Source organism: Microbispora sitophila (assembly GCF_014892245.1).
GTDB lineage: Bacteria > Actinomycetota > Actinomycetes > Streptosporangiales > Streptosporangiaceae > Microbispora > Microbispora siamensis.
This window is the reverse complement of sequence record NZ_JADBGC010000004.1, coordinates 295,382-320,360: the sequence shown is the minus strand read 5'-3', so window position 1 is coordinate 320,360 and position 24,979 is coordinate 295,382. Positions and strand designations below refer to the sequence as shown.

The following is a 24,979-nucleotide window of genomic DNA, read 5'->3' as shown; positions in this document are numbered from 1 at the left end:
CGCTCAGCCCTCATCGTTGCCGCGTTCCACCGGCCGATACGCCTCGACCTCGACCTCGACCAGCATTCGCTCGTCGACCAGCCCGGCGACCTGCACGCTCGTGCACACGGGCCGTACGTCGCCGAAGATCTCACCGTGCGCCTTGCCGACGGCGTCGAAGTCGCCGGCGTTCACCACGTACAGACGGGTGCGCACGACGTCGGCCCGGGTGGTGCCGGCCTTCTCGACGGCGTCCAGCGCGATGGAGAAGGCGGTGAGCGTCTGCTGGTAGGCGTCGCCCACGTGCTGGACCTCGCCGCCCACGGTGGCGGTGCAGCCGGACACGAGCACGTGCGGCCCGGCGACGACCGCGCGGGCGTAGCCGTAACGGTCCTCCCAGGGGCCGCCGGAGGAGATCCGCCCCTCGGGCATCTGCGTGCTCATGCGGTCTTCACCGCCGCGAGCGCCTCTTCCAGGGTGAACGCCTGGGCGTACAGCGCCTTGCCCACGATGGCGCCCTCGACGCCGTCCGGCACGAGCGTCGCGATCGCCCGCAGGTCGTCGAGCGAGGACACCCCGCCGCTGGCGATGACCGGGCGGTCGGTCCGCGCGCAGACCTCGCGCAGCAGGTCGAGGTTGGGACCGCGCAGCGTGCCGTCCTTGGTGACGTCGGTGACGACGTAGCGAGGGCAGCCCTCCGACTCCAGCCGGTCGAGCACCTCCCACAGGTCGCCGCCCTCCTGGGTCCAGCCGCGGGCGGCCAGCGTGGTGCCGCGCACGTCCAGCCCCACCGCGATGCGGTCGCCGTGCTCGGCGATCGCCTTGGCGCACCACTCCGGGTTCTCCAGCGCGGCGGTGCCGATGTTGACCCGGCGGCAGCCGGTGCTCAGCGCGGCCTCGAGCGAGGCGTCGTCGCGGATCCCGCCGGACAGCTCCACGTGCACGTCGAGCGCGCCGACGACGGAGGCGAGCAGCTCGCGGTTGCTCCCCCGGCCGAACGCCGCGTCGAGGTCGACCAGGTGGATCCACTCCGCGCCGGCCTTCTGCCAGGCCAGGGCGGCGGCGAGCGGATCCCCGTACGAGGTCTCCGTCCCCGCCTCGCCCTGCACGAGGCGGACGGCTTGGCCGTCGGCGACGTCGACGGCTGGGAGCAATACGAGCGACATTTGGTCATGACCTCCGGTCGAAGACGATGGTGACGAGCACCGGGAGCAGCAGGATCGAGCCGAGGAACACGCCCAGCCGGGCCATCCACGAGTCGAGCAGGATCCAGGCGAGCACCTGGACGAGGAACCACAGCACGGCGACGACGGCGTTCTCGGTGCGGCGGCGGCGGGCGAGATACCCGCGCTGCCGGGCAACCCGCACCGGCCTGGCCGGCCACGGCAGCACCGCGGCCACGGCCCCGGCGACGGGCCCGACGAGCCGCCGGCGCGTCTCGCGCCGCCTGGCCGCCCTCGCCTCGCGCTCGGCCCGGGCCGCCGCGAGGCGTTCGCGCTCGGCTTCGCGCTCCGCCCTCCGGCGGGCCCGTTCCTTGCTCATCGGGCCTCCCGCTCGGGTCCGGTCACGGCCTGGCCGGCCGTACGCGCCGCAGCCCCGCCGTTCCCCAGTGTCGCACCGCCGCCACGAGATTTCGCGTGCCGGACACGCTCACAACGTGCTCAGCCAGTTGGACAGCAGCACGGCCCCCGCGTCCCCGGACTTCTCCGGGTGGAACTGGGTGGCCATGAGGGGACCGTTCTCGGCGGCGGCCACGAACGGCACGCCGTGCTCGGCCCAGGTGACCAGCGGCTGACGGAAGCCGTCGCCGGCCTCCAGCCGCCAGTCGCGCACACCGTAGGAGTGGACGAAGTAGAAGCGCGTCCCCTCCTCCAGGCCGCGGAACAGCACGCTGCCCTCGGGGACGGTCACGGTGTTCCACCCCATGTGGGGCAGCACGGGCGCGTCGAGCCGCTCGACCGTGCCGGGCCACTCGCCGCAGCCCTCGGTGTGGACGCCGTGCTCGACGCCCTTCTCGAACAGGATCTGCATGCCGACGCAGATCCCGAGCACCGGGCGCCCGCCGGCCAGGCGGCGGCCGACGATCTGGTCGCCGCGCACGCCCTTCAGCCCCTCCATGCATGCGGCGAACGCACCGACGCCGGGGACGACGAGCCCGTCCGCCTCGAGGGCCGCGTCGAAGTCGGCGGTGACGGTCACGTCCGCACCCACCCGGGCCAGCGCCCGCTCCGCCGAGCGGAGGTTGCCCGAGCCGTAGTCGAGAACGACGACCCGTCTGCTCACTGCCACCACATCACTCCCGCGGTGATCGCCATGGCGGCCCCGACGCCGGCGAGCGCCGCCAGCAGCTTGAGGCCCTGCCGTATGCCCGAGATGACCCCGCCGATCAGGAAGAGGCCAATGAAGATCATCCCTCCGGACGCGAAGGTCATCAGAGGACTCCCTTGGTGCTGGGCACGCCGGTCGCCCGCGGGTCCCGCTCCGACGCCTCGCGCAGCGCCCGCGCGAGCGCCTTGAACTGCGCCTCCACGATGTGGTGCGCGTTGCGCCCGTACGGCACGTGCACGTGGAGGCAGACCGCCGCCTGCGCGACGAACGACTCCAGGATGTGCCGGGTCATGGTGGTGTCGTAGTCGGGCCCGATCATCGGGGCCATGCCCTCGGGCTCGGTGTGGACGAGGTACGGCCGGCCGGACAGGTCCACCGTGACCTGCGCGAGCGCCTCGTCCAGCGGGCAGGACGCGCTGCCGAACCGCCGGATGCCCGACTTGTCGCCCAGGGCCTCGCGGAACGCCGCGCCGAGCGCGATCGAGGTGTCCTCGATCGTGTGGTGGGCGTCGATGTGCAGGTCGCCCTCGGTCTTCACGGTCAGGTCGAACAGGCCGTGCTTGCCGAGCTGGGCGAGCATGTGGTCGTAGAAGCCGACGCCGGTGGACACGTCGACGATCCCGGTGCCGTCGAGGCCCACCTCGACCAGCACCGACGTCTCCTTGGTCGTGCGCTCGACCCGGCCGCGGCGCTCGTTCAGCTCGGTCATGCGAGGACCCCCTCCAGCGCGGCGCGGAACGCCGCCATCTCTTCCGGCGTGCCGATCGACACGCGCAGCCAGCCCGCGGGGCCGGTCTCCCGGATCAGCACCCCGCGATCGAGCAGTCCCTCCCATACGGACCGCCGATCCGCAAACGTACCGAACAGCACGAAGTTGGCGTCGGAGTCGGCGGCCGCCAGGCCACGCCCGCGCAGCCAGTCCACGGTGGCGTCCCGCTCGGCGCGCAGCGCGTCCACCGTGCCCAGCAGCTCCTCGCGGTGCGCCAGCGCCACCCGGGCCGCCGCCTGGGTCAGCGTGGACAGGTGGTAGGGCAGGCGGACCAGCAGCATTGCGTCGACCACCGCCGGGTCGGCGGCGAGGTAGCCGAGCCGGGTGCCGGCCATCGCGAACGCCTTGGACATGGTCCGCGTCACGATCAGCCGGGGGTTGCCCGGGAGCAGGGTCAGCGCCGACGCAGTGCCGGTGCGGGCGAACTCGGCGTACGCCTCGTCCACCACGACCATGCCGGGCGCGGCGGCGAGGATCCGCTCGATGACCTCCAGCGGCAGGGCCGTGCCGGTCGGGTTGTTCGGCGAGGTCAGGAACACCACGTCGGGGCGGTGCTCTTCGATCGCGGCCACGGCGGCGCCGGGGTCGATCGCGAAGTCCTCCTCGCGCAGGCCCTCGATCCAGCGGGTGTTCGTGCCGCCCGCGATGATCGGGTGCATGGAGTACGACGGCTCGAACCCGATGGCCGAGCGGCCGGGGCCGCCGAACGCCTGGAGGATCTGCTGGATGATCTCGTTGGAGCCGTTGGCGGCCCACAGCTGGCGGGCCGTCAGCCCGTGGCCGAGGTAGTCGGCGAGGTCCTTGCGCAGCTCGACGGCGTCCCTGTCGGGGTAGCGGTTCAGCGTCGCCGCGCCCTGCCGTACGGCACGGGCGAGGTCGTCGATCAGCGCGGCCGACGGCGGGTAGGGGTTCTCGTTGGTGTTGAGCTGCACCGGCACGTCGAGCTGCGGCGCGCCGTACGGCTGCTTGCCGCGCAGGTCGTCGCGGATCGGCAGGTCGTCGAGTGTCGTCATGCGGGCACTTCCCAGTCGAAGCGGGCGCGGATCGCGGCGCCGTGGGCGGGCAGGTCCTCGGCGTCGGCGAGCGCGCACACGTACGGCGCGGCCCCGGCCAGCGCCTCGCGGCTGTAGTCCACCACGTGGATGCCGCGCAGGAACGTCTGCACCGACAGCCCCGAGGAGTGGCAGGCGCAGCCGCCGGTCGGCAGCACGTGGTTGGAGCCCGCCATGTAGTCGCCGAGCGACACCGGCGCGTACGGCCCGACGAAGATCGCGCCGGCGTTCCGCACCCGGGCGGCGACCGCGCGGGCGTCGGCCGTCTGGATCTCCAGGTGCTCGGCGGCGTAGGCGTCCACGACCTTCAGCCCGTCCTCGATGTCCGAGACGAGCACGATGCCCGACTGGCGGCCGGCGAGCGCCTCGGTGATGCGCGCCGAGTGCCGGGTCGCGGCCACCTGGCCGGGCAGTTCCTTCTCCACCGCGTCGGCCAGCTCGACGCTGGTGGTGACCAGCACGGAGGCGGCGATGACGTCGTGCTCGGCCTGGCTGATCAGGTCGGCCGCGACGTGGACGGGGTCGGCGGTCCCGTCGGCGAGGACCGCGATCTCCGTGGGCCCCGCCTCGGAGTCGATGCCGATACGGCCCTTGAGCAGGCGCTTGGCCGCGGCCACCCAGATGTTGCCGGGACCGGTCACCATCGTGGCCGGGCGGCACTCCTCGGTGCCGTAGGCGAACATCGCGACGGCCTGGGCGCCGCCCACGGCGTACACCTCGTCGACGCCGAGCAGCGCGCAGGCGGCGAGGATCGTGGGGTGCGGGAGCCCGCCGAACTCCTTCTGCGCGGGCGAGGTGACGGCCAGCGAGGGCACGCCCGCCTCCTGGGCGGGGACGACGTTCATGACCACGCTGGAGGGATAGACGGCCCGGCCGCCGGGGACGTACAGCCCCACGCGGTCGACCGGCACCCAGCGCTCGGTGACCGTGCCGCCCGGCACGACCTGCGTCGTGGTGTCGGTGCGCCGCTGGTCGCGGTGGACCAGGCGGGCGCGGCGGATCGACTCCTCCAGCGCCGCGCGCACGGCCGGGTCCAGCTCCTCCAGGGCGCGTGTGAGCGCCTCGGCGGGCACCCGGGCGGACTCCAGCTCGACGCCGTCGAATCTCGCGGTCAGCTCCCGTACGGCTGCCGCGCCACGATGGCGTACGTCCTCACAGATGGGCCGCACCTTCTCCAGGGCGGCCTCGACGTCGAGTTCGGCGCGGGGCAGCACGTCGCGCAGGTCGGCAGGAAGGGACCCGCGCAGGTCGATACGGGAAATCACCGTCCCAGTCTACGGACGACCAGGGACGGATCCGTGTGTGTCCAGCATTCGGGACGGGCGTTTCACCGGTTCGCGCACCACTCGGGAGCTGGGACTCTTCTCCGTCAGTCGATTTCCGGGCTCGCCCCTTGACAGGTTTTCGGGCACTAATCCACACTCTCGGGCAATACCAGTCACATTCGGTCAAAGGCGGATCTCTTGCTTCCGGCACAGCGCCACCAGCGGATCATCGAAGCCCTCGGGCGGAAGGGGACCGTGCGCACCGAGGACCTGGCCGCGCTGCTCGGCGTCTCCCACGAGACCGTCCGGCGCGACCTGGCGATCCTGGAGCGCCGGGCGCTGCTCGTCCGCGTGCACGGCGGGGCGACCTCGGCGCCGTCCGGCACCGGCGAGGAGCTGTCCTACCTGGAGCGCTCGACCAGCCAGTCGGAGGCGAAGGCCGTGATCGGCGAGCTCGCGGCGCAGCTCCTGCGGCCGGGCCAGACCGTGGTCATCGACGTCGGCACCACGGCCGTCCACGTCGCCAGGGCCGTCCCCCCGTCCTTCCGGGGGGTGGTCGCCACCTGCTCGCTGCTGGTGGCGGCCGAGCTCGCGGGCCGTCCCGGCGTCGAGGTGCTCGTGGCGGGCGGGCGCGTCCGGCAGGGCGACCTCGCCGTCTCCAACGCCCACACCCTGGGGTTCTTCCAGGACCTGCGCGCCGACGTGGCGTTCCTCGGCTCGGGCGGGGTGGACGCCGAAGCCGGGCTCACCGACTACTTCCTGGACGAGGTCGCGACCAAGCGCGTGATCCTCGCCAACACCGCACGGACGTACGTGCTCGCCGACAGCTCGAAGCACGGCAGGGTCGCCGCCTACCGGGTGTGCGCCCTGGACGGACTGTCCGGCCTCATCACGGACGGGGAACCCCCTCCCGCGCTCGCGTCCGCCCTGGTCAGGGCGGGTGCCGAGATGATCAACCCGTAGGGTGGCCCGGCGGCGCGGCCACGCCGCCGGGCCCGGACCGTTGCAATCTCCCCAGCTCCAGCCAGGAGACGATCCATGACCCATCCTTCCACGCGCCCGCCATCGCATGATCGGAACAGCGCGGATCAGGCCGACGCGGCCATCTCCCACGCCGGGTACGCCCAGCAGTTCTCCCGCACGCTGAAGTCGTTCGAGTCCTTCGCCGTCGCGTTCTCCTTCATCTCGATCACCACCGGCCTGTTCACCACGTACGGCACCGTGCTCAACTCGGGCGGCCCCGCGGGCATCTGGACCTGGCCGATCGTCGGCGCGGGCACGGTCGCGGTCGCCCTCCTGTACGGCGCGCTGGCCAGCCGCATCCCGCTGTCGGGCTACAGCTACCAGTGGGCGAGCAGGCTCGCCTCGCCGGTGCTGGGCTGGTGGTTCGGCTGGGTGTCGTTCGCGTTCCTCGCGATCGTCGCGGTGGCGGTCGACTACGGCCTCGCCCAGGTGGCGCTGTTCCCGCTGTTCGGCTGGGAGTACACGCCCATGGCCGGCGCGCTCACCACGCTCGTCGTGCTGGTCGTGCAGATGGTCCTGATCATCTGGTCCACCCCGATCACCACGAAGATCAACAACCTCGCGGTGAGCGCCGAGGTGATCGCGATGATCGGGCTGACCCTGCTGATCGCCGGGTTCGCGATCTTCGGCGGGCACGCCGAGTGGTCCAACCTCACCTCCACCGGCGCCGTCTCCGGCGACGGCTACTTCGGCTGGCTCGGGCCGTTCATGCTGTCGGCCCTGCTCGGCGCGTTCACGCTGGTCGGCTGGGAGTCGGCGGCCAACCTCGCCGAGGAGACGATCAACCCCAAGCAGGTGGTGCCCCGCGCCATGGTCCGCGCGATCCTGCTCAGCGTCGCCCTCGGCATGCTGTTCCTCGTCGTGGTCACCGCCGCCCTCGGGGACGACGTCGCGGCGATCACCGCCTCCTCCGCGCCCGTCGCCCAGGTGGTCGAGAACGTCCTCGGCGCCGGGGTGGCGCGGGCCTTCCTCGTCGTCGTGAGCCTCGCGATCTTCGCCTGCGGCCTGGTCATCATGGTGAGCTGCAGCCGCCTGGTCCACGCGATGGCCCGCGACGGCCGGCTGCCGTTCTCCGGGGCGCTGAGCCGGGTGCCGCGCGCCACCGGCGGCCCCACCTGGGCCACCGTGCTCGCGGCCGGCGCGTCGATCGCCATCGTGCTCGCCTTCTCCGGCAACGCCGACGCCCTGTCGCAGCTCCTCGGGGCGGGCACGCTCATGCCGGCCCTGCTGTACGCCGGCACGGTCGCGCTCTACCTCGGCACCCGCCGCCGGCACCGGCCGCGGCCCGACGACTTCCGGCTCGGGAAGTGGGAGCCGCTGGTCGTGGCGGGCGCGGTGATCTGGCTGGTGATCGAGCTGGCCGTCTTCCTCATCCCGTCCGACTTCCGCACCGCGCAGGTGTACGCCCTGGGCTCGCTCGTGCTCGGCGCCGTCGTGTTCGCCGTCGTGTGGGTGCGCGGCCGGGACCGCCTGACCCGCGAGACCGGCGACTCCGCGGAGCTCCTGTGAGCGCGCCGGCCGTGCTGGCGATCGACCAGGGCACCTCGGGCACGAAGGCGGTCGTGGTCGGCGGCGACGGCGCCGTCCTCGCGCTGGCCGAGGCGCCCGTCCGCCCCGCCTACCTGCCGGGCGGGCGGGTGGAGCAGGACCCCCGGGAGCTGCTCGACTCGGTCCTGGCCGCCGGGCGGGAGGCCGTCGCGGCGGCGGGCGTGCCCGTCGGCGCGGTCACGCTGGCCAACCAGGGCGAGACCGTGCTGGCCTGGGACCCGGCGACCGGCGAGCCGCTGACCACCGCGCTGGTGTGGCAGGACCGGCGGGCCGAGGAGGTGTGCGCCGGTCTCGCCGGACACGCCGAGAGGGTCGCCGAGCTGACCGGGCTCGTGCTCGACCCGTATTTCTCGGCGCCGAAGATGGCCTGGATCCGCCGCAACCTCACCCGCGAGGGGGTGGTGACGACCAGCGACACCTGGCTCGTCCACCACCTGACCGGCGAGTTCGTCACCGACGCGGCGACCGCGAGCAGGTCGGCGCTGCTCGACCTCGACGCGGTCGAGTGGAGCGGGGAGCTGCTCGGCCTGTTCGGCCTGGACGGCGAGCGCCTGCCCGCGATCGTCGCCTGCGACGAGGTCGTCGGGACGACCCGGGCCTTCGGCGGGGAGATCCCGGTCGGCGGCCTGGTCGTCGACCAGCAGGCCGCATTGCTGGCGGAGGGCTGCCTGTCGGCCGGCGAGGCCAAGTGCACGTACGGCACCGGGGCGTTCCTGCTCGCCAACACCGGCGAGCGGGCGGTGCGCTCGGCCTCCGGCCTGACCACGTCGGTGGCGTGGCGGGCCAGGGGCGCCACGCCCTACTGCGTGGACGGGCAGGTCTACACGGCGGCCTCCGCCGTGCGGTGGCTGAACGGCCTCGGCCTCATCGGCGACGCCTCCGACCTGGACGCGCTGGCCGCGCCGGACGCCGAGGGCGCGCTGTTCGTCCCCGGGCTGGCCGGGCTGGCCGCGCCCTGGTGGCGGCCGGACGCGACCGGCGCGTTCCTCGGCATGACGCTGTCCACCCGGCCCGGGCACCTGATCCGGGCCGTCCTGGAGGGCATCGCCGCCCAGGTGGCCGACCTGGCCGCGGTCGTCGCGGCCGACCTCGGCCGCCCGCTGGCCCGCCTGCGGGTGGACGGCGGGCTCACCCGGTCGGCCGCCCTCATGCAGGCCCAGGCGGACCTGCTGCAGGCGCCGGTGGACGTCTACCCGTCGCCGCACGCGACCGCGCTCGGCGCCGCCGCGCTGGCCCGCCTCGCCGTGACCCCCTCGCTCGCGGTGGCGGACGCCGTGCCCGCGTGGGCCCCGGCGACGACGTACGAGCCGCGCTGGCCGGCGGAGCGGGCGGAGGAGTTCATGACGCGCTGGCGGCGGGGTGTCCGCGCGGCGATCGACACGGGGAGGGACGCATGAACGGGGGAGTCAGCAGGTCCGGGCCGCTGCCGGACGGGACGGTCGACGTGGCGGTGGTCGGCGGCGGCGTCGTGGGCGCCGCCGTGGCCCGCGAGCTGGCCGGACGCGAGGCGGACGGCCGCGCCCTGTCGGTCGCGCTGGTCGAGGCGCGCTCGGACGTCGGCGACGGCACCAGCAAGGCCAACACCGCGATCCTGCACACCGGCTTCGACGCGACGCCGGGAACGCTGGAGTCGCGCCTCGTGCGGCGGGGATACGAGCTGCTCGGCGGGTACGCCGAGCGCGCCGGCATCCCGGTCGAGCGGACCGGCGCGGTGCTGGTCGCCTGGACCGGCGAGGAGCTGGCCGCGCTCCCCGCTCTGGCGGACAAGGCGGTGAAGAACGGCTACCGGCAGTGCGAGATCGTCGGCGCGGACGAGGTCTACGGGCTGGTCCCGGCCCTCGGCCCCGGCGCGCTCGGCGGGCTGACCGTGCCCGGGGAGTCGATCATCTGCCCGTGGACCACGACGCTCGCGTTCGCCACCGAGGCGCTGGCGCGGGGCGCCGGCGTGCTGCTGAACACGCGGGTCGAGGGCGTCCAGCGCGACGGCGGCGCGGAGACCGTGCTGCTGACGAACCGGGGCCCGCTGCGGGCCCGCTGGGTCGTCAACGCCGCGGGGCTGGGCTCCGACGCCGTCGACCGCCTGTTCGGGCACGAGCGGTTCACGGTCACGCCGCGCCGGGGCGAGCTGCTGGTCTTCGACAAGATGGCCAGGCCGCTGGCGAACCGCATCGTGCTGCCCGTGCCCAGCTCGCGCGGCAAGGGCGTGCTGATCAGCCCGACGATCTACGGCAACGTGATGCTCGGCCCGACCGCCGAGGACCTGCGCGACCGCGCCGACACCTCCACCTCGGAGGAGGGATTCGCGTTCCTGGTCGACAAGGGCCTCGCGCTCATGCCCGAGCTGCTGAAGGAGGAGGTCACCGCCTCCTACGCCGGGCTGCGGGCCGCCACCGAGCGCGGCGACTACCAGGTCCACCTCGACGCCGCGGAGCGTTATCTCGTGCTCGGCGGCATCCGGTCCACCGGGCTCACCTCGTCCATGGCGCTCGCCGAGCACGCCGCCGGGCTGCTGGCCGACGCGGGCCTCGTCACCTCCGTACGCGACGAGCTGCCTGAGCCGCCCCGGATGCCCAACATCGGCGAGGCGTTCCCCCGGCCGTACATGTGCGACGACCTCATCGCCCAGGACCCGGCGTACGGGACCGTGGTCTGCTTCTGCGAGCGGGTCACCGCCGGGGAGATCAGGGACGCCCTGGCCTCCCCGCTCCCCCCGGCCGACATCGACGGCCTGCGCCGTCGCACCCGGGCCATGATGGGCCGCTGCCAGGGCTTCTTCTGCGGAGCCGAGGTCGGCCGGCGCCTCGCTCCCGTGCCGGATTCTGTGGAGGAGTCACGATGAACCTCACCACCGACGTCGCCGTCGTGGGCGGCGGCCCCTCCGGGCTGACCGCCGCCGCCGGTCTCGCGGCGGCCGGCCTGCGGGTCCTGGTGCTCGACCGGGAGCGCGAGGCGGGGGGCATCCCCCGGCACAGCGACCACACCGGCTACGGCCTGCGCGACCTGCGCACGGTGATGACCGGCCCGGCGTACGCCCGCCTGCTGGCCAACCGCGCGCTGGAGGCCGGGGCGCTGGTGCGCACCTCGGCCATGGTGACCGGTTGGGCGGGAGAGCACGCCCTCGACGTCACCACCCCGGAGGGCCGCCTGCGGGTGGACGCCCGCGCCGTCGTCCTGGCGACCGGCGCCAGGGAACGTCCCCGTACGGCCCGGATGGTGCCGGGCGACCGCCCGCCGGGCGTGCTGACGACCGGGCAGCTCCAGAACGTGGTCCACCTGCACCACGGCAAGGTCGGGACGCGGGCCGTCATCGTCGGGGCCGAGCTGGTGAGCTGGTCGGCCGTGCTCACGCTGCGCGAGGCGGGCTGCCGCACCGTGCTGATGACCAGCGAGCACGCCCGTGCCGAGTCGTACGCGGCGTTCAGCGTGCCGGGGCGCGCCGTGCTGCGCGTGCCCGTCGCCACCGCCACCCGGGTCGTGCGGATCAACGGCCGCGACACCGTGGAGTCGGTCGAGGTGGAGGACCTGCGCACGGGCGAGCGCCGCACGGTGCCCTGCGACACGGTGGTGTTCACGGGCGACTGGGTTCCGGACCACGAACTGGCCCGGGCCGCCGGGCTGGCGACGGATCCCGGCAGCAGGAGCCCGGTGGTGGACAACACCCTGGCCACCAGCCGTCCGGGCGTGTTCGCCGTCGGCAACCTGGTCCACCCCGTGGACACCGCCGACGTGGCCGCCCTCGACGGGCGCCACGTGGTGGGGCACGTCCTGGCGTACCTGTCCGGGCGCTCGGGCACGACGGGCTCAGGCGCGACGGGCTCAGGCGCGACGGGCTCAGGCGCGACGGGCTCAGGTACGACGGGCTCGGGCGCGGACGGACGCGCGGGGATTCCGCTGCGGGCCGAGGCGCCGTTCCGCTGGGTCTCCCCCGGGCTGGTCAGGCCGGGCGCGGGCGCGCCACCACGTCACCGGATCCTGCTGTGGGCCGACGAGCATCGCGCCGTCGCCAGGGTGGTGGTGACGCAGGACGGCCGCGAGATCGCCCGCCGCACCCTGCCGTGGCCTGTCTCCCCCGGCCGGGTGTTCCGGGTGCCGTCGTCCCTGTTGTCCGGCGCGGACCCGCGCGGCGGGCCGATCACCATCTCACTGGGCTGAGACCGCCGCCGCGGAGCCCGGCGCGCCGGCGGGCGCGCCGCCCGCGGGCGGAGACGGCGCGGCGATCGGGGGCGCGACCAGCGGGAGCGTCCTGGCCAGCACGAGGGCGAATCCGAGCTGGAACGTCGCCTCGCCGTGGATGAGCAGTCCCTCGGCCTGGAGCACGTACACCGCGGCGAGGACGCCGCCGCCGAACTGGACCAGGAGGAACGCGACGCCGGCGACGTCACCGTGGGCCCACGCGACGAGCCGCCCGGCCAGCAGGAGCTGGAGCACGAACAGGGCGGCGCCCAGCCCCCGATGCGCCCAGTCGACCACCCCGCCCAGGGTGTAGGGCGTCAGCACGATCCCGGCCAGCAGCACGACGAACGAGTCGGCCATCCGCCGCAGGCGGGCCGGGGACGGCGTTCGGGCCGCCGCGTCGCGCAGCGCCCGGTGAGTGAACAGCGCGGCCCCGGCGAGACCCGCCGCGTACGGCAGCACGGTCTGCCAGTGGACCCCGTAGTAACTCATGCCGTGGTTGACCGCCAGGCCCTCCGGCCGCAGGGTGACGCACATCCCAAGTCCACCGAACAGGCACGCCTGTCCCTTCGCGACGTCACCCGCGGCGTCACCCGCGACAACATCCGCGACAACATCCGCGACAACACCGACCGTCCTCATCGGCTGCCCTTCCGCGCTCGGCCACTCCTATCGGCAAAGGTCACGTAAAGAGATTGTCCCCTTTAGATCGTTTTGCCATACGGCGGGTAGGCATGACGACCGGTTTACGCGCAGCCGGGCGGCACAATGACCGCATGGAGATCTGGATCAACCCGGCCTGCTCGAAGTGCCGGTCGGCCTTGTCCCTGCTCGACGCCGAGGGCGCCGGGTACACGGTCCGGCACTACCTGGAGGACCCGCCGAGCGCGGAGGAGCTCGCCGAGGTGCTGCGCCGCCTCGGGCTGGAGCCCTGGGACGTCGCCCGCCTCGGCGAGCCCGTCGCGGCCGAGCTGGACCTGGAGTCGTGGCCGCGCGACGGAGCGTCCCGCGAACGGTGGATCGCGGCCATGGCCGCCCACCCGATCCTGATCCAGCGGCCGATCATCACCGCCGACGACGGCACCGCCGTGGTGGCCCGCTCCCCCGAGGCCGTACGCTCCGTCCTGTCGTGACGGGTTGTCCCCAAGGGGCGAAGCGGGGAAGAGCGCCCGCACTAGGCTTGCCGTCGTGAGCAAGACCAAGAGCAAGGGCGGCCAGAGCACTCCGGCGACGGTCGCCCTCACGCAGGCGAAGGCGGAGTTCACCCTTCACCCCTACGACCACGACCCGAACGCCCAGGCGTACGGCGAGGAGGCGGCCGACGCGCTCGGGCTGCCGTACGAGCGGATCTTCAAGACGCTGGTGGCGGAGACCGAGACGGGCCTGGCGGTCGCGGTCGTGCCGGTGGCGGGCAAGCTCGATCTCAAGGCGTTCGCCGCGGCGCTGAAGGGCAAGCGAGCGGCGATGGCCGACGCGACCAAGGTGGAGCGGGTCACCGGCTACGTGGTCGGCGGCATCAGCCCGCTTGGGCAGCGCAAGCGGCTGCCGACCGTGGTGGACGAGTCCGCGCTCGGCTTCGAGACGATCTACTTCTCGGCCGGGCGGCGCGGCCTGCAGATCGAGACCGCGCCGGGCAACCTCGTCCGGCTCGCCCAGGCCGTGACCGCCCCCATCGCGAAGCTCTGAGCCTGTCTACTGTTGCCATCGCCCGTACGGCTCACCGGCCGTAAAACTGGCCGGGAACCGCACCGAACGGGGGAAACGTGAACGAGCTGGTCGACCTCACCGCGACGGAGATGGCCGTGCTGCTGCGGGCGCGCGAGGTGAGCGCGGTCGAACTGACCGAGGCGAGCCTGCGGCGCGTCGAGGAGACGAACCCGCGGGTCAACGCCGTCGTGACGCTGACCGCCGAGCGGGCGCTCGACCAGGCCGCACGCGCCGACGAGGACCTGCGGCGCGGCCTGGTGCGCGGCCCGCTGCACGGCATCCCGGTCGCGCACAAGGACCTCGCCGACACCGCGGGCGTGCGGACCACGTACGGCTCGCGGGCGTTCGCCGACCACGTCCCCACGGAGGACGACCCGCTCGTGCGGCGCATCCGCGAGGCGGGCGGGATCGCCCTGGGCAAGACGAACACCCCGGAGTTCGGCACCGGCTCGCACACGGTCAACGAGGTGTTCGGGGCGACCCGCAACCCCTACGACCTGTCGAAGAGCGCGGGCGGCAGCAGCGGCGGCGCGGCGGCGGCGCTGGCGTGCCGGATGGTGCCGCTCGCCGACGGCTCCGACATGGGCGGGTCGCTGCGCAACCCCGCGTCGTTCTGCAACGTGGCGGGCCTGCGGCCCACCCCGGGGCGGGTGCCGGCGAAGTCGGCGACGGCGGCCTGGTTCACGCTCGCCGTGCCGGGGCCGATGGCCCGCACGGCCGGCGACCTGGCGCTGTTCATGTCGGCCATCGCCGGGTTCGACCCGGTCTCGCCCTTCTCGATCCGCGAGGACGGCACGGCGTTCGCGGCGTCCCTCGACATGGACCTCGCCGGAGTCCGCGTCGCCTTCAGCCCCGACCTCGGCGGCCTCCCGGTCGACCCCCACACCGCCGCGACGACGGCGCGGGCGGCCGAGACGCTGGCCGCGCTGGGGGCCAAGGTCGAGCGGGTGGACCTGGACCTGTCCGACGCCGAGGAGGCGTTTCGCGTCTACCGGTCGTGGTACTACGCGCTCAACTTCGGCGACCTCCCCGAGGTGGGTCCCAACGTCGCCTGGAACGTGGAGCAGGGGCGGAAGGTCACCGGGGCCGACCTCGCCCGGGCCGAGCGGCTGCGCACCGGGCTGTTCCACCGCATGCGGGAGTTCTTCGGCCGCTACGACTTCCTGGTGGCGCCCGTCAGCCAGGTGCCGCCGTTCCCGGTCGAGCAGCCGTACGTCACGGAGGTGGCCGGGGTGGAGATGCCCGACTACCTGGCGTGGATGCGGTCGTGCTACTGGATCAGCGTGCTGCACGCGCCCGCGATGTCGGTGCCGTGCGGGTTCACACCCGACGGTCTCCCGGTCGGCCTGCAGATCGTGGGCAGGCCGTGGGCCGACATCGACGTCCTGCGCCTGGGACACGCCTTCGAGCGGGCGACCGGCTTCTGGCGGACCGGGCCCCGGCTCAGCTGATCACCGCCCGCGCGAGGTACCCCTCGGCCACGCGGGCTCGTGGTCGCCGGCTGCCGTCTCAACCGGCGACCGCGTCCCCCCGCAGGAGGGCCGCGCCCAAGGGGGTCAGCGCGTGCAGCACGGCTCCGCCGATCCGGGTCGTGGAGACCAGCCCGGCGTTCCGCAGAACCGTGGCGTGCTGGCTGGCGGAGGCGAGGGACACCCCGGCCCGTTCGGCCAGGGCGGTCGTCGTCGCCGGATCGCGCAGGGCGGCCAGGACGGCCGCCCTGGTGCGGCCGAGCAGAGGGCCGAGGGCGTCGGCCGAGCCGGCCCGGTCGTCGTCACGGCAGATCGGGTAGACCAGCACGGTCGACAGTCCGGGCCGCCAGGTCAGCAGGGGGGTCGGCGCGAAGTACGAGGGGATCAGCAGCAGCCCTCGCCCGCACAGCGGAACGTCGTAGCTGAGATGCGACGGGATGTGCAGCACGGGAGGCTGCCAGTGCCAGCGGGTGTTCAGGGTGGCGAGCAGCGCGTCGATCCCGCCGCGAAGCAGGGTCTCGGCACGCAGGGAGCGGTCGGCGGCCGCGGCGGCCTGAACCGTCTGCCACACGGGCGCCAGTGACGACCTGAAGTAGGTGCGGAGGTCGTCGGCGAGCGTCCGCCGCGCCGCGACGGCCCCGGACGCCAGCTCCCGGAACCAGCGGCTCGGCGCCGGGGACGGGGGCAGCGCGGACAGGTCGGCGGCGAACTGCGCCTCGGGCACCTGGGCGATCAGCTCCACTCCGGCGGCGAGGTCACGGGCCGCCGGCTGCAGCAGGAAGTCCGGGAGGAAGCCCTCCGGCGGGACCACCTCGAGGAGCACCCCCGCCCGGGCCGCCAGGCTGCCGTTCACCAGGTGGTGCAGCCGCCGCAGGCCCGGGAGTGACCGGCTCCCGCCGCCCGCCCCGGTGCGCAGCCGGCGCACGCTGAGGGCGGTCTCCAGCACCACGTCCGGAGTCGCGGCCACGGTGATCTGTCGCAGGTCGGCGTCGGTGAACTCCAGTCTGAGCATGCTGATGATCATGGCATCGGCGGGCCTGCCGTCAAGGACAGAATGGCCTCACCCCCCGGACCCTTTCAGCGGCACCTCGGCGACGATCGCCGGGATCGACGGCGCTCATCGCTACGTCCGGGTCTGCCTTCGCCGCTCCGGCGCTCTCCAGTGCACGAATATCTGGTACGGCGACAACGACGACGAGACCGGCGACTCGGCCTGATCCCTCACCGGGCGGCTACCGGGGCCCGCCCGGAAACGGCACCAGGCCCGGTGGCGACCCGGCGGGGAGGGGACCCTCCGGCCGGCGGGCCGTGGTCAGGACTCAGCGGCTTCTCTCGTTGTAGGTCACGGCGAACTCGATGACCCAGAAGACCGCGGTGGCCACGAGCGGCCAGGCGAACAGCACGCCGTGCGCGGTCAGGTCCAGCGAGGTCGTGGTGGTGTAGCCGCCCGGTCCCGCCGCCTGGACCGCGCCCTTGGCCGTGCCGCCGACCAGCATCGCGACGTACCCGGCGAGCAGCCCGCCGGCGGCGAGCCCCACGAGGACCTCGACCGGCCGGCCGCGCGACAGCACGTACCCCGTGATTCCGCAGACCAGTCCGAACGCGCCGGTGACCACGGCGAACCAGCCGTCGGCCTCGATGAGCGACTGCGTCTCGGGGTCGGCCACGTGCGGCGCCCCGTCGATCAGCACGTATCGCGTGGCGGGGGCGAGCGCCGACCACACGTATCCGGCGACCACGCCGAGCACGGCGAGCACGAGGACGGTCACGCCGATCGTCGCCAGATTGCCCCTCAGGTGCCGCACCGTCCCGATAGTACCCACGTGGTGATTGGGTCCGGTCCCGTTACTCTTGCTGAAGCCGGGTGCAGGGGACACACGGCATCGGTGTGGGGCCAAGGAGGCCGAGTGAGCGAAGAGGTATGGCAGATCGACCCGTCCGGCCCGCTGCGGGGGGACGTGGAGGTCCGGGGATCGAAGAACGCGGTCTCGAAACACATGGTGGCGGCGATGCTCGGCACAGGCCCGAGCACGCTGCACAACGCCCCCGAGGTCGGCGAGGTGGGGCTCACCGCCGCCATGCTCGAAGCCCTCGGCATCCACGTGGAGATAACCCCGGGTGAGATCACCATCGAGCGGGGCACCGAGATCCGGCCGCGAGTGCCCGAGGAGTACACCGGGCTCAACCGCATCCCGATCCTGATGCTCGGTCCGCTGCTGCACCTGGCGGGCGAGGCGTTCGTCCCCCTCGTCGGCGGCGACCCGATCGGCAGGAGGCCGGTCAACTTCCACGTCGAGGCGCTGCGGTCGATGGGCGCGGAGATCGAGGTCGGCGACAACGGCATCACCGCCAAGGCGGCCCGGCTGCGCGGCAGCCGCATCACGCTCCCCTACCCCAGCGTGGGCGCCACCGAGACGATCCTCATGACGGCGGTGCTGGCCGAGGGCAAGACCGTCATCAAGGGCGCGGCGATGGAGCCCGAGGTGGTGGAGCTCGCGCTGTTCCTCCAGCGCATGGGCGCGATGATCGAGCTGAGCCCCGACCGCCGCATCGTCATCGAGGGCGTCGAGCGGCTGCACGGCGCCTCCACCTGGCTGGCCGGCGACCGCATCGAGGCGTTCTCCTACCTCGTGGCGGGCCTGGTGACGGGCGGCGAGGTGCGCGTGCACGGCTGCCACCAGGACCGGCTCGTCACGGCCATCACCACGCTGGCGAGGATGGGCGCGCGGTTCGAGATAACCGACGAGTGGCTGTGCGCCTCCGCCCCGGACGGCCTGCGCGCGGCGGCGGTGCAGACCGACACCCACCCCGGCTTCATGACGGACTGGCAGACGCCGCTGATGGTGCTGTTCACCCGCGCCGAGGGCATGTCGGTGCTGCACGAGACGGTGTTCGAGAACCGGCTCGTGTACGTGCCCGCGCTGCAGAAGATGGGGTGCGAGATCGAGGTCTTCGCCCAGTGCCTGGGCGGACCGGCGTGCCGCTACCACGACACCAACGCCAAGCACTCGGCGGTCGTACGCGGAGTCTCCAACCTGCGCGGGGCCGACGTCACGCTCCCCGACATCCGCGCCGGGTTCTCCGCGGTGCTGGCCGCCGCCGTGGCCGAGGGCACCTCGACCCTGCGGGGCGTCAACCACATCGAACGCGGTTACCACAGACCGTTCGAACAGTTCACCTCCCTCGGGTTGAAGATCAACAGGATCACGTAAAGCTTTGCGGCCCCCGGGTTTGGAGAAACGCCAGAGGTCGCACTGATATCCCGTGACCTCTCGTCTTCTCAGCACCGTCCTCGCGTTGGGCATGTGCGGCGCGGCCGGGGGCACGCTGGTCGCCGGGCTGGTCATGCCCTACGTGGGCGGGGCCGGCCTGGCGGCCAAGAGCGCCGCCTCCACCTTCACCGAACTGCCCGCGCCCCTGCGCGAGGAGCCGCTGCCCGAGGTGACACGGCTGCTCGACCGCAACGGGCACCAGATCGCCCAGTTCTACTACCAGAACCGGCAGTCGGTGCCGCTGAGCGCGGTCGCCCCGGTCATGCGCCAGGCCATCGTGGCCATCGAGGACGCCCGGTTCTACGAGCACGGCGGCCTGGACATCAAGGGCACGCTGCGGGCCTTCGTCACCAACACCCGGGCCGGCGGGATCCGGCAGGGCGGCTCGTCCATCAGCCAGCAGCTCGTCAAGAACATCATGCTGAACCAGGCCGAGTCGGAGCAGGAACGGGCGCAGGCCCTCGTCCGCTCGTTCCGCCGCAAACTGGACGAGCTGCGGTACGCGCTGGCGCTGGAGCGCAAATACACCAAAGACCAGATCCTGGAGCGCTACCTCAACATCGCCTACTTCGGCGCGGGGGCGTTCGGCGTCCAGGCGGCGGCCAGGCGGTTCTTCGGCGTCGACGCCGCCGACCTCACGCTCACGCAGGCCGCGACGCTCGCCGGCGCCGTGCGCACGCCGTACGACACCGATCCCTCGCTCGGCGAGGAGCACCAGGAGCGGTTGCGCGCCCGGCGCGACCTGGTCCTGGGCCGGATGGCCGAGCTCGGAGCGATCGGCAAGGACGCGGCGCGCACCGCCGCGGCCGAGCCGCTGGCGCTGCACCTGCGCCCCGAGCCCGGCGGCTGCGCCGGCAGCGCCCACCCCTTCTTCTGCGTGTACGTGGAGCGCGAGGTGCTCACCAATCCCGCCTTCGGATACACCAGGGCCGACCGCGAGAGGCGCCTCCAGCGGGGCGGGCTGACGATCTGGACGACCATCGACCCGGTCGCGCAGCGAGCCGCGGAGCGTGCCATCGCCGCGCGGGTCAGGCCCCGCGACAACCAGGTGGCGTCGGAGACGATGATCGAGCCGGGCACCGGGCGCATCCGCGCGATGGCGGTGAGCAAGCGGTATGGGCGCAACAAGCACGACCGCGACCTCGGGCCGAGCACCACCTACAACCTGGCGGCCGACACCGCGCACGGCGGCGGGCTCGGCCTGCAGGCGGGCTCCACGTTCAAGGTGTTCACGCTGGCCACCGCGCTCATGCAGGGGATGCGGTTCGGCGACGGCTTCACGATCCCCGGCGCGTACGTCCCGTCGTACGGCTACCGCGACTGCTCGGGCAGGGCCGTCAACGACCCGAACACGGTCATCCACAACGCCGGCGGCGAGGGCGGCGGCGGGCCGTACAGCCTGGAGATGGGCACCTGGCAGTCGGTGAACATCTTCTACATGCGGCTGGAGCGCGAGGTCGGCCTGTGCGACGTCGTGCAGACGGCCAAGTCGCTCGGCATCAGGCGGGCGGACGGCGCGCCGCTCCACGAGGTGCCGACGTTCACCCTGGGGGCCAACGAGATGGACCCGACGACCGTGGCGGCGGCGTACGCGGCGTTCGCCGCCCGCGGCCGCTACTGCCGGCCGATGGCCATCACCGCCGTCGTGGAGCGCGACGGCACCCGCACCCAGATACCGCCCGCCTGCGTGACCGCGCTCGAACCCGCGGTCGCCGACGCGGTGAGCCACGTGCTGACGGGCGTCTTCACCAAGGGCACGATGCGCGGCCAGTCCATCGGCCGGCCCGCCGCCGGCAAGACGGGCACGAACAACGGCTACACCTCGGCCTGGTTCGCCGGGTACACGCCCGGCCTCGCCGCCGCCGTCAGCGTGGGCGACATCCGCGGCTCCTACCGCTATCCGCTCACCGGCGTCACCATCGGCGGCCGATACTACGGCGCCGTGCAGGGCGCCTCGCTGCCCGGGCCGATCTGGGTGGACTCGATGCGCGCGGCCCTGCGGGACACCCCGGCGTACGGATTCGTCCCGCCCGACATGGCCCGGTTCGGCGGCGGCTTCACGCCCGGCCTGAAGGAGGCGCTGGAGAAGCAACGCGAGAAGGAGAAGAAGAAGCGAGAGGCCGAGCGCGGGAAGCACGACGACGGCGACGGCGCCACGGCCCAGGAGAACGACACGACGAAGGACGCGACGGACGGCGGCGAGGAGGCTTCCGGCAGCGCCAGGACCACTCCCCTGGCCGCAGGCGGCAGGACCACCCCCACCGTCGTCCGGGCCGCTCCCGCCCCTGCGAGCCGCTCCACCTCGGTCACCTCCACCCGTAACCCGCCGGGCGCCACCCGCACCCGCTCGGCGGCCCGTGGCTCCTCGCCCCGTGCGCCACTCCGCAGTGGCTCCGGCGCCGCGCCGGCGACGACCGGCAGGACGGGCTGGGCGAGTCTCACCCACCCCCGCGCCGGTGCGAAGGGGAGTGGCCACCGGCCGGCGCGCGCCACCTCGCCCGCCACGTCCGGCCACCGGCCCGCTCGTTCCCATGCCGGAAGAACGACCGGCACTCGCGCGGCGGACGGCCGGCACCACGCCGTGACCCACGAGGGCCGGCACCCGCGGGCGGCCCACGGCGCGAAGCACGCGGCGAAGCATCCGGCGGTAAGCCGGGGAACCCGCCGAGCCGGAGCACCGGCTCGACACCACCGCCCTGTCCACCGCGTACGGCGCCACGCCTGAGCGGATGGATGCCGCGCCCGCCGTTGTGCCTGCCGCGGAGGGAGGCGGGGGGCGATGATGGGGGGCATGCGCGGACATGTCCTCCCACGTGTTCTCCTATGCGCCGGCGGGATCGCCGCGCTCGGCGGCGGCTCGGCGCTCGCCGTGTACCTCTCCTCGGTGGGGCTCGACAAGGCCGACAAACTCGCGAGCGTCATCGGGCTCTTCGTCGGCCTGGCGGGCCTGGCCGCCGGGGTGTGGGGGCTGCTGCTGACGCGCCGGCAGGAGGCGCACGCACCGGCGAACGGCCCGGGCGCGGTGAGCCACGACGTGCGCAACGAGATCAGCGGCGGCACGATCCACGGCCCGGTCATCCAGGGGCACACCATCAACGGGCACACCGTCAACGGACCGGTCGGGCCGGACGAGCGCGCGGGGAAGGGCTGAACGCGTGGCCGCGACCCGCAACACGATCAGCGGCGGGCTCTTCCTCAACGCGGTGATCCAAGGTCACACCGTCACCGTCCGGCTTCCCCCGCACGTGACCCCGGCACTGTCCGGAGCGCCCCCGCGGACGGAGGCGTTCACCGGCAGGGACGACGAACTGTCCATGCTGCTCGACCTGCTCGACCCGGCCCAGGACACCGGTTCCGGCACGCGCGCCGAGCCGGTCCGGCCGCGCGCCGCGCTCGTGACGGGTCTCGGCGGAGCCGGCAAGACCGAGCTCGCCCTGCAGGCCGCGCACCTCGCCCGGGAGCGCGGCTGGTTTCCCGGCGGCGTGCTGTTCACCGACCTCCAGGGCTACGCCGGCCGCCCGTGCCACCGGGAAGACCCCGACCACGCGGAACAGCACGGCCGGGACGAGCGTCCCGGCCGCCACGATCGGACCGGGCAAGGGCGGCGATGCGGTGCGGGGCCGGGCGCGGTGCTCGGAGAGCTGCTGCGGGCGCTGGGGCTGGATCCCGAACGCGTCCCTCCCGACACCCAGGACCGGGCCCGGCTGTTCGCGACGGTGCTGGACGCGTACGCCGAGCAGGGCCGGCCGATCCTGCTGGTCCTGGACAACGTCTCCTCGGCCGAGCAGGTCAGGCCGCTGCTGCCCGGCACGGGCAAGGTGCTGATCACCTCCCGGCACACGCTGGACGTGGGGGCGCGCATCCTCGACCTCGGCATGCTCGCGCCCGGCGCGGCCGTCGCACTCCTGGCCCGTGCTCTTCGCCTGGCCCTGGGCGACGCCGACACGCGGGTCGCCCGGGAGCCCGCCGCGGCGGCGGACATCGCCGGTCTGTGCGGAGGGCTGCCGCTGGCCGTGCGGATCGTGGCCGCGATCCTGGCCGCCGATCCCGCCCGTCCCCTGCGGGCGATGGCCGAAGACCTGGAGGAGGCCGCGACCCGGCTCGACGAGCTGTCGTACGAGGATCGTGGGGTGCGCGCGGCCTTCGCGCTGTCCTACCGCCGCCTCGGCGCGGAGGAGGCCCGGATGTTCCGGCTGATGACCGCCGCCGCCGGTCCCGACCTGTCCACCGAGATCGCCGCCGTCGCCGCGGACCGCGAGCCGCGCCCCGCCCGCCGCCTGCTGGAGGCCCTGCACCGCGCGCATCTCGTCGAGCGCGGCGGCGCGTACGGCCGGTGGCGCATGCACGACCTCGTCCGCCTGTACGCCGAGGAGCGGGCCCGCGACCAGGCGGAGCCCGACCGGCACGAGGAGGCGCGCGACCGGCTCCTCGACCACTGCTGCTCCCGGGCCCGTGCGGCCGGAGTGTGGCTGTCCCTGCCGGAGGCCCAGGCCTGGCGGGAAGGGCAGGCACGGCGGGAAGGGCAGGCGCGGCGGGAGGCGGCGTTCGCCTCCCGGGAGGAGGCCGTGGCATGGCTGGACGCCGAGGCCCGCACACTCGTGGCGGCCGTCACCGTCGCCGCCGGGAGCGGAGACCGGGCGCGGGCGCACGCGCTCGCGGTGGACCTCGCGCCCTACTTCGAGTTCCGCCGGCGCGCCGACGAGTGGATCACCACGGCCCTGGCCGCCGTGGAGGCGGCGGCGCGGCTGGGACATGGCGCCGAGCTCACCGCGGCCGTGACCCTGGGCAACGCCTACCGCCTCGCCCGCCGCTACGACGAGTCCGCCGCCCAACTGCGCAGGGCCCTCGGCCTGGCGCGTGACGACCGCGCCCGCAGCCCGGTGCTGCACAACCTCGGGCTGACGTACCTGCGGATGGGGGCCCTGGCCAAGGCGGAGGCATGCCACCGCCGCGACCGCCGCATCTGCGCTCTCGCGGGCGACCTTCGCGGCAGGGCGCAGGCCGCCATCGCGCTGGGGGACGCGCTGCGCGCGAGGCGGCGCCACCCGGAGGCGGCCAGGGTGCTGACCGAGGCCGTCACACTGCTCCAGCGTCTCGACGGGCTCGGGCTGGGCAACCGCACCGCTCTCATGCAGGCGCGGGTCAATCTCGCGCTCACCTACCTGGGCGGCCGCCCGGACCGCACGCCCACGTACATCCTCTGGCAGTTGTGCGCCGCCCTCGCCGCCGCGCGGGACCTCGACGACCGTCACGCGCAGGCGCTGATCTTCATGAACCTGTGCACGGCCTACCGGAACAGGTGCGCGGCCTGTCACGGACCGTCCGCTCTGACGTGGGGCCGGCGCGCGGTCGCGCTGTTCGGAGAGCTGGGCGACGCCTACCACCGGGCCCGGGCGCTGACGGCGCTCGGCCTGGCGGCCGGGCCGGAGGAGGCCCGCCGCAGCCTGGCCGAGGCGCTGTCGATCTTCGAGGATCTCGGCGCCGAGCGGGAGTGCCGGGAGGTGCGCGCCCTGTCGCGAGCGGGCCGCACGGAGCAACCCCGCCGGGAGGCGTGTACGGCCGACGAGCCCGAGCCGCTGCGCGACTGGGTGGACGACCTCCCGCACGCCGTGCTGCGCGGCGACGACGGACGCCTCGGCGAGGTGCTCATCCCCGGCTGCACGATCGGCTGAGGTGCCGTCGTCAGGGGCGTCAGGGGCCGGCGCGAGTAGGGAAAACCCCGAGATCGGTGAAGGGCTTGCCACGATGTGGCGGGCCCCTCCCCGGAAGCATCGTGGAGCCATCCGGAACAAGGAGACCACGATGAACCGCATGACCAGCGCTCTTCTGCTCGGCGCCACCGCCCTCGCCACCGCGCTCCCGGCCGCCGCGTCGCCGGCGCAGGCCGCCACCGCCTGCAAGATCCAGCCGTACGGCCTGATCGGCGACTACTGGCGCTCGATGGGCGGCGCGACCGGGGTGTTCGGCTGCCCCACCACGGAGGAGTACAGCATCCCGAACGAGAACGGCCGCAAGCAGCGCTTCACCAACGGCCAGATCGCCTGGTCCCCCGACCAGGGGCCGAGAATGATCGTCGCCGCGTACGAGCAGAACGGCAAGGCCGTCTTCCGGTGGGGGCCGACCACGCCCTTCAACTACGACTACTGGCGGGTGTACTGGAAGGCCGACCCGGCCAGGAACCTGGGCGACGAGACACTCAGATACCCGACGTACACCGTGCGGACCGGCTCACGCACCAGCGGCAAGATGGTCCACAACCGGCCGACCGGCTTCATCAACAGCGAGGGCTACGCCTCCACCTACACCTTCTGGGTGCGGGGCTGCGACAGCAAGGTCCTCTCCGACACCTGCCGTCAGGGCTACACCCTGCCGGTCTCCGTGAAGGTCTGAGCCG

At 73.7% G+C, this 24,979-nt stretch carries 25 protein-coding genes; 14 read left to right on the top strand and 11 right to left on the bottom strand.

What is annotated here, in order from left to right; translation table 11 throughout:
* Positions 1-3: 3 nt before the first annotated feature.
* From IL992_RS09505 to hisD, 8 genes are all read right to left on the bottom strand, one after another.
* Positions 4-423 carry a RidA family protein gene (locus IL992_RS09505; RefSeq protein ID WP_193202935.1) on the bottom strand — a complete coding sequence of 140 codons (420 nt, stop codon included), beginning with the start codon at positions 421-423 and terminating at the stop codon, positions 4-6.
* Positions 420-1,145 carry a bifunctional 1-(5-phosphoribosyl)-5-((5-phosphoribosylamino)methylideneamino)imidazole-4-carboxamide isomerase/phosphoribosylanthranilate isomerase PriA gene (priA, locus tag IL992_RS09500; protein WP_193202934.1) on the bottom strand — a complete coding sequence of 242 codons (726 nt, stop codon included), beginning with the start codon at positions 1,143-1,145 and terminating at the stop codon, positions 420-422. The genes IL992_RS09505 and priA overlap by 4 nt, the downstream gene beginning before the upstream one ends.
* Positions 1,146-1,149: 4 nt before the next feature.
* A complete protein-coding gene (locus tag IL992_RS09495) occupies positions 1,150-1,521 on the bottom strand; it encodes a hypothetical protein (protein ID WP_193202933.1) in 372 nt (123 codons plus the stop codon).
* 108 nt (positions 1,522-1,629) lie between these two features.
* Positions 1,630-2,262, bottom strand: coding sequence for an imidazole glycerol phosphate synthase subunit HisH (hisH, locus tag IL992_RS09490; RefSeq protein ID WP_193202932.1), 633 nt, complete (start codon positions 2,260-2,262; stop codon positions 1,630-1,632).
* Positions 2,259-2,411: a hypothetical protein gene (locus IL992_RS09485; RefSeq protein ID WP_179155475.1), complete on the bottom strand. Its 153-nt coding sequence runs from the start codon at positions 2,409-2,411 to the stop codon at positions 2,259-2,261. The genes hisH and IL992_RS09485 overlap by 4 nt, the downstream gene beginning before the upstream one ends.
* Positions 2,411-3,016, bottom strand: coding sequence for an imidazoleglycerol-phosphate dehydratase HisB (hisB, locus tag IL992_RS09480; protein WP_030509942.1), 606 nt, complete (start codon positions 3,014-3,016; stop codon positions 2,411-2,413). Before hisB ends, IL992_RS09485 begins: the two co-directional genes overlap by 1 nt.
* Positions 3,013-4,089: a histidinol-phosphate transaminase gene (locus tag IL992_RS09475; protein ID WP_193202931.1), complete on the bottom strand. Its 1,077-nt coding sequence runs from the start codon at positions 4,087-4,089 to the stop codon at positions 3,013-3,015. Before IL992_RS09475 ends, hisB begins: the two co-directional genes overlap by 4 nt.
* Positions 4,086-5,393: a histidinol dehydrogenase gene (gene hisD / locus IL992_RS09470; RefSeq protein WP_193202930.1), complete on the bottom strand. Its 1,308-nt coding sequence runs from the start codon at positions 5,391-5,393 to the stop codon at positions 4,086-4,088. Before hisD ends, IL992_RS09475 begins: the two co-directional genes overlap by 4 nt.
* A 198-nt stretch (positions 5,394-5,591) precedes the next feature.
* Between hisD and IL992_RS09465 the strand changes: the two genes are divergently transcribed.
* From IL992_RS09465 to IL992_RS09445, 5 genes are all read left to right on the top strand, one after another.
* Positions 5,592-6,356, top strand: a complete 765-nt coding sequence (locus tag IL992_RS09465) for a DeoR/GlpR family DNA-binding transcription regulator (RefSeq protein ID WP_193202929.1) — start codon at positions 5,592-5,594, stop codon at positions 6,354-6,356.
* Positions 6,357-6,431: 75 nt separating this feature from the next.
* The gene (locus tag IL992_RS09460; RefSeq protein WP_193202928.1) at positions 6,432-7,925 is read left to right on the top strand and encodes an amino acid permease; all 1,494 of its coding nucleotides are present in this window, start codon (positions 6,432-6,434) and stop codon (positions 7,923-7,925) included.
* On the top strand, positions 7,922-9,361 hold the full coding sequence (locus IL992_RS09455; protein ID WP_319018446.1) for an FGGY family carbohydrate kinase: 1,440 nt from the start codon (positions 7,922-7,924) through the stop codon (positions 9,359-9,361). The genes IL992_RS09460 and IL992_RS09455 overlap by 4 nt, the downstream gene beginning before the upstream one ends.
* Complete coding sequence (locus tag IL992_RS09450) at positions 9,358-10,803, top strand: NAD(P)/FAD-dependent oxidoreductase (protein WP_193202927.1); 1,446 nt, start codon at positions 9,358-9,360, stop codon at positions 10,801-10,803. Before IL992_RS09455 ends, IL992_RS09450 begins: the two co-directional genes overlap by 4 nt.
* Entirely contained in the window at positions 10,800-12,116 is a 1,317-nt protein-coding gene (locus IL992_RS09445) for an NAD(P)/FAD-dependent oxidoreductase (RefSeq protein ID WP_193202926.1), read from the top strand. Before IL992_RS09450 ends, IL992_RS09445 begins: the two co-directional genes overlap by 4 nt.
* On the opposite strand, the gene IL992_RS09440 is transcribed toward IL992_RS09445, so the two are convergent.
* Complete coding sequence (locus IL992_RS09440; protein WP_193202925.1) at positions 12,105-12,674, bottom strand: hypothetical protein; 570 nt, start codon at positions 12,672-12,674, stop codon at positions 12,105-12,107. The two genes, IL992_RS09445 and IL992_RS09440, sit on opposite strands and share 12 nt — an antisense overlap.
* Positions 12,675-12,913: 239 nt before the next feature.
* Here IL992_RS09440 and IL992_RS09435 point away from each other — a divergent pair, with 239 nt between their 5' ends.
* The 3 genes from IL992_RS09435 to IL992_RS09425 all read left to right on the top strand — a co-directional run bounded on the left by IL992_RS09435 (position 12,914) and on the right by IL992_RS09425 (position 15,295).
* Positions 12,914-13,270, top strand: coding sequence for an arsenate reductase family protein (locus IL992_RS09435; protein WP_193202924.1), 357 nt, complete (start codon positions 12,914-12,916; stop codon positions 13,268-13,270).
* 55 nt (positions 13,271-13,325) lie between these two features.
* Complete coding sequence (gene ybaK / locus IL992_RS09430) at positions 13,326-13,823, top strand: Cys-tRNA(Pro) deacylase (RefSeq protein WP_193202923.1); 498 nt, start codon at positions 13,326-13,328, stop codon at positions 13,821-13,823.
* A gap of 77 nt (positions 13,824-13,900) precedes the next feature.
* On the top strand, positions 13,901-15,295 hold the full coding sequence (locus IL992_RS09425; protein WP_193202922.1) for an amidase: 1,395 nt from the start codon (positions 13,901-13,903) through the stop codon (positions 15,293-15,295).
* A gap of 58 nt (positions 15,296-15,353) precedes the next feature.
* On the opposite strand, the gene IL992_RS09420 is transcribed toward IL992_RS09425, so the two are convergent.
* The gene (locus IL992_RS09420) at positions 15,354-16,325 is read right to left on the bottom strand and encodes an ArsR/SmtB family transcription factor (protein WP_193202921.1); all 972 of its coding nucleotides are present in this window, start codon (positions 16,323-16,325) and stop codon (positions 15,354-15,356) included.
* Between IL992_RS09420 and IL992_RS09415 the strand changes: the two genes are divergently transcribed.
* Entirely contained in the window at positions 16,324-16,530 is a 207-nt protein-coding gene (locus tag IL992_RS09415; RefSeq protein WP_193202920.1) for a hypothetical protein, read from the top strand. The genes IL992_RS09420 and IL992_RS09415 overlap by 2 nt on opposite strands.
* Before the next feature lie 102 nt (positions 16,531-16,632).
* On the opposite strand, the gene IL992_RS09410 is transcribed toward IL992_RS09415, so the two are convergent.
* Positions 16,633-17,118, bottom strand: coding sequence for a hypothetical protein (locus IL992_RS09410; RefSeq protein ID WP_193202919.1), 486 nt, complete (start codon positions 17,116-17,118; stop codon positions 16,633-16,635).
* Positions 17,119-17,220: 102 nt separating this feature from the next.
* On the opposite strand from IL992_RS09410, the gene murA reads away from it, so the two are divergent.
* The 5 genes from murA to IL992_RS09385 all read left to right on the top strand — a co-directional run bounded on the left by murA (position 17,221) and on the right by IL992_RS09385 (position 24,975).
* Positions 17,221-18,525 carry a UDP-N-acetylglucosamine 1-carboxyvinyltransferase gene (murA, locus tag IL992_RS09405; RefSeq protein ID WP_079319717.1) on the top strand — a complete coding sequence of 435 codons (1,305 nt, stop codon included), beginning with the start codon at positions 17,221-17,223 and terminating at the stop codon, positions 18,523-18,525.
* A 52-nt stretch (positions 18,526-18,577) separates the two neighbouring features.
* Positions 18,578-21,310, top strand: a complete 2,733-nt coding sequence (locus IL992_RS09400; protein WP_319018445.1) for a transglycosylase domain-containing protein — start codon at positions 18,578-18,580, stop codon at positions 21,308-21,310.
* A 66-nt stretch (positions 21,311-21,376) separates the two neighbouring features.
* Positions 21,377-21,736 carry a hypothetical protein gene (locus IL992_RS09395; protein WP_193202918.1) on the top strand — a complete coding sequence of 120 codons (360 nt, stop codon included), beginning with the start codon at positions 21,377-21,379 and terminating at the stop codon, positions 21,734-21,736.
* A gap of 4 nt (positions 21,737-21,740) precedes the next feature.
* Positions 21,741-24,257, top strand: a complete 2,517-nt coding sequence (locus IL992_RS09390; protein ID WP_193202917.1) for an ATP-binding protein — start codon at positions 21,741-21,743, stop codon at positions 24,255-24,257.
* A 139-nt stretch (positions 24,258-24,396) separates the two neighbouring features.
* Positions 24,397-24,975 (top strand): LGFP repeat-containing protein, encoded by a 579-nt coding sequence (locus IL992_RS09385; protein WP_193202916.1) that lies wholly within the window; start codon positions 24,397-24,399, stop codon positions 24,973-24,975.
* The last annotated feature ends 4 nt before the right edge of the window (positions 24,976-24,979 follow it).

Bases quoted from the DNA above. Each gene is read 5' to 3' on its own strand.
- IL992_RS09485 (WP_179155475.1), bottom strand. From the start codon at position 2,411: ATGACCTTCGCGTCCGGAGGGATGATCTTCATTGGCCTCTTCCTGATC.
- IL992_RS09385 (WP_193202916.1), top strand. From the start codon at position 24,397: ATGACCAGCGCTCTTCTGCTCGGCGCCACCGCCCTCGCCACCGCGCTC.
- IL992_RS09450 (WP_193202927.1), top strand. From the start codon at position 9,358: ATGAACGGGGGAGTCAGCAGGTCCGGGCCGCTGCCGGACGGGACGGTC.
- IL992_RS09505 (WP_193202935.1), bottom strand. From the start codon at position 423: ATGAGCACGCAGATGCCCGAGGGGCGGATCTCCTCCGGCGGCCCCTGG.
- IL992_RS09420 (WP_193202921.1), bottom strand. From the start codon at position 16,325: ATGCTCAGACTGGAGTTCACCGACGCCGACCTGCGACAGATCACCGTG.
- IL992_RS09415 (WP_193202920.1), top strand. From the start codon at position 16,324: ATGCTGATGATCATGGCATCGGCGGGCCTGCCGTCAAGGACAGAATGG.
- IL992_RS09475 (WP_193202931.1), bottom strand. From the start codon at position 4,089: ATGACGACACTCGACGACCTGCCGATCCGCGACGACCTGCGCGGCAAG.
- IL992_RS09445 (WP_193202926.1), top strand. From the start codon at position 10,800: ATGAACCTCACCACCGACGTCGCCGTCGTGGGCGGCGGCCCCTCCGGG.
- IL992_RS09435 (WP_193202924.1), top strand. From the start codon at position 12,914: ATGGAGATCTGGATCAACCCGGCCTGCTCGAAGTGCCGGTCGGCCTTG.
- IL992_RS09460 (WP_193202928.1), top strand. From the start codon at position 6,432: ATGACCCATCCTTCCACGCGCCCGCCATCGCATGATCGGAACAGCGCG.
- IL992_RS09495 (WP_193202933.1), bottom strand. From the start codon at position 1,521: ATGAGCAAGGAACGGGCCCGCCGGAGGGCGGAGCGCGAAGCCGAGCGC.
- priA (WP_193202934.1), bottom strand. From the start codon at position 1,145: ATGTCGCTCGTATTGCTCCCAGCCGTCGACGTCGCCGACGGCCAAGCC.
- IL992_RS09395 (WP_193202918.1), top strand. From the start codon at position 21,377: ATGCGCGGACATGTCCTCCCACGTGTTCTCCTATGCGCCGGCGGGATC.
- hisB (WP_030509942.1), bottom strand. From the start codon at position 3,016: ATGACCGAGCTGAACGAGCGCCGCGGCCGGGTCGAGCGCACGACCAAG.
- IL992_RS09440 (WP_193202925.1), bottom strand. From the start codon at position 12,674: ATGTGCGTCACCCTGCGGCCGGAGGGCCTGGCGGTCAACCACGGCATG.